Consider the following 1,813-nt stretch of genomic DNA (forward strand, 5'->3'; position numbering starts at 1 on the left):
TTTTAAATTTGTCTCAGAGTGATATGAGTTATGAGTACAATCCAACAATTGGAGCAAGTATTGATTTTCGATTTAATAAGGGAGAGGTTATCATCACTCGTCTTGGGGAAACTCAACTTTTTTCAAGATCTGAGTTTGTGCGTTTACTTGGATTAATTGATAAAATTTATACAGAAATTCTGCCATTAGGTAGTGTTATTCAAATAAATAGAGAAAAGCTACCCAAAGATGCTCTTGAGGATTTTATTGAAGAAATGCCTATCTATGTATTAATTACAGGGCAACGGGTATCAATTAAAAACAAATTTTATCTAGATTACACAGGATATTTTTGGCCAAAAGGTTTGATCCCAAATCAAGAAACCTTAGTTATATCCGATGACATGATTGCAGCCGTCCTTTTTAGGGGGCTAGAGAAGAATGATATTCAGGAACAACATGTCTTAAACCTACGTCGCCAACTACTTGCAAAGGATCTGGATTCTTATACTTTTCACAATTATCAAATGGAGGCTAGCCAATGAAATATAAGTATTCTGAATTATTGATAGCGCGCGAAGGACTTTATCGTTCAAAAAGTGGATTTGAGGATAAGATTCTAGCAGCGCTTCAAGGTACTCGAGAGTTGATTGGCACGGAAAGTTTTCGTTCGGCCACCAAAGATGCGATTAATGCAGAGCTAAGTAATTATAACCTGCCTTTATTATTTAGTTACCGTGATTTAGCCAATGGTTTATATAATGAGTGGGATCGGCTGATGTTACGCTTTCAGGAGTTGGTTGATGAGCATAGTCCTGCTGCTGTCATTGATACGTCAGAATTTTCCAGTTTAAAAAGATCTGTGGAACAACCGACTCAAGAGATTTTGAACTTGATTGCCCATCCAGACCTGACAATAGCTTACTCTGCAATTGGAGGTATGGTTGGCATCAGCAATCCTTCTTCCGCAGATATCAAAAGCCAGAAGGAAGAAGCCCTGCAATCTCTTCGTACAACTGAAAGTCGGATGGAATCATTTAATGGTGAACTGTTGGGGAGCGGTGTGACCACTACCCTCTCCACAATCGCAAGTGGGTTGAGTCGGTCTCGCAAAGCTGTTGGTATGACAGACCCTTATCATAATGTGGAAGCCCTTGCAATTTTTAAGGATACGAAGTTACGGGATCAACAGATTGAGAATTCTAAAACTCTGCACGAAGAACTAATCCGTTATATTCGACATTATAATCCAGAAACAGCCTTTGACTTGAGCCAGATGAGTGAGCAGGAACTACAGACCTTGGGTCGTACGATCTCTCTTGCCTCCCATGGGAATGGCGGTAAGAAACCTCAGGAGCTGATTGATTTCTTGAAAGGGAATGAAGTTACGTTTGAGAAGGAGATCACAGTATATGACGATGGTCAGCACTATCTCAAGAGTAAAATCCAGATAAAAGGTCACTTTAAAGGGGAAAGTGCCATCACTTTTAACACTAAATATAAAGATGGTAAGTTAAGTCAAGAAGGAGAGTATAGCGTAGGGGGACTGAGTACAGATTTTCTAGAAGAAAAGGCTAATTATAAGACGAAGATAGGACTAAAGGACTATTCTATAACGGGTGAGTTCAGTCTAGCAGACAAAATTAGTTCAGGCTACGGGAGACTTGCGCCCAACCTTTCCATTGGCTTTGGCTATAAGAATCGCTCGGTTGAGGTTGGAACTAAGTCAGAGGATGGCTATCGCGTGACTTATGTGAAGGAACATAATCAGGTCAAACAAGACTACGCAACAGTTAAAACGACCACTGAAACAGGGGTGAGAAGTGTGGATCAT

At 40.0% G+C, this 1,813-nt stretch carries 2 protein-coding genes; both read left to right on the forward strand.

The window, feature by feature from the left end; all coding sequences use genetic code 11:
- Positions 1–524, forward strand: a 524-nt coding sequence (locus D8847_RS10420) for a DUF4176 domain-containing protein (RefSeq protein WP_125841484.1), incomplete at its 5' end; no start/stop codon positions are given.
- Positions 521–1,813: hypothetical protein (locus tag D8847_RS10425; protein ID WP_125841485.1), on the forward strand; the 1,293-nt coding region annotated here is incomplete at its 3' end. The genes D8847_RS10420 and D8847_RS10425, both read left to right, overlap by 4 nt.

The sequence above is a fragment of the Streptococcus mitis genome, from assembly GCF_003942795.1.
GTDB lineage: Bacteria > Bacillota > Bacilli > Lactobacillales > Streptococcaceae > Streptococcus > Streptococcus mitis_BJ.